General features: G+C 50.9%; 1 protein-coding gene. It reads left to right on the top strand.

The genetic code is table 11. The features are described 5' to 3' along the window. Positions 1–63 precede the first annotated feature (63 nt). A protein-coding gene (locus M2403_RS24860; RefSeq protein WP_259231256.1) for an IS3 family transposase occupies positions 64–1,211 on the top strand; the annotation gives its coding sequence in 2 pieces (ribosomal slippage) (positions 64–301 and positions 301–1,211; 1,149 coding nt in all). Positions 1,212–1,229 lie beyond the last annotated feature (18 nt).

Genomic DNA, 1,229 nt, shown 5'->3' with positions numbered 1-1,229 from the left:
TGAATCGCCACGGGTTTAACAGACACCTCGGAGTCATTTAAGATGACTTAAAGAGAGGTGCCCATGAGCGGTAAACGTTATCCCGAAGAGTTTAAAATTGAAGCAGTCAAACAGGTTATTGATCGCGGTCATTCTGTTTCCAGCGTTGCAACACGTCTCGATATCACCACCCACAGCCTTTACGCCTGGATAAAGAAGTACGGTCCGGACTCATCCACTAATAAAGAACAGTCAGATGCTCAGGCCGAGATCCGCCGACTCCAGAAGGAGTTGAAGCGGGTTACTGACGAACGGGACATATTAAAAAAAGCCGCGGCGTACTTCGCAAAGCTGTCCGAATGAGGTACGCCTTTATTCGTGACAACTCCCGTTGCTGGCCTGTTCGTCTGCTCTGCAGGGTGCTGGATGTTCATCCCAGTGGCTTTTACGCCTGGTTTAAGCAACCGTATTCTCAGCGCCATCAGGTAGATCTGAGACTGACGGGACAGATCAAACAGTTCTGGCTGGAGTCCGGTTGCGTTTATGGTTATCGCAAGATCCATCTGGACTTGCGGGATAGCGGGCAACAGTGCGGAGTGAACAGAGTCTGGCGACTGATGAATCGTGCCGGGATAAAGGCTCAGGTCGGTTACCGTAGCCCGCGGGCACGCAAAGGCGAGGCCAGTATCGTATCGCCCAACAGGCTCCAGCGACAGTTCAATCCGGATGCTCCGGATAAGCGTTGGGTAACGGACATAACCTACGTCAGGACCCACGAAGGCTGGCTGTATCTTGCTGTGGTTGTTGATCTGTTCTCACGCAAAATTATCGGCTGGTCAATGCAATCACGGATGACAAAGGACATTGTCCTGAACGCACTGCTGATGACTGTATGGCGGCGTAATCCCCAAAAACAGGTGCTGGTTCACTCGGACCAGGGCAGTCAGTACACAAGCCATGAGTGGCAGTCGTTCCTAAAAGCACACGGCTTGGAGGGGAGCATGAGCCGTCGCGGTAACTGTCACGATAATGCGGTTGCAGAAAGCTTTTTCCAGTTGCTGAAACGCGAACGGATAAAGAAAAAGATCTACGGAACGCGGGAAGAAGCCCGCAGCGATATTTTTGATTACATCGAAATGTTCTATAACAGTAAGCGTCGGCATGGTTCGAGCAATCAGATGTCACCGACAGAATATGAAAAGCAGTATTATCAACGGCTCGGAAGTGTCTAGATTATCCGTGGCGATTCA

This window comes from Rahnella sp. BIGb0603, assembly GCF_024808755.1.
Classification (GTDB): domain Bacteria; phylum Pseudomonadota; class Gammaproteobacteria; order Enterobacterales; family Enterobacteriaceae; genus Rahnella; species Rahnella contaminans.
The sequence above is the reverse complement of the archived record's forward strand: the minus strand, read 5'-3'. Positions and strand labels throughout refer to the sequence as shown.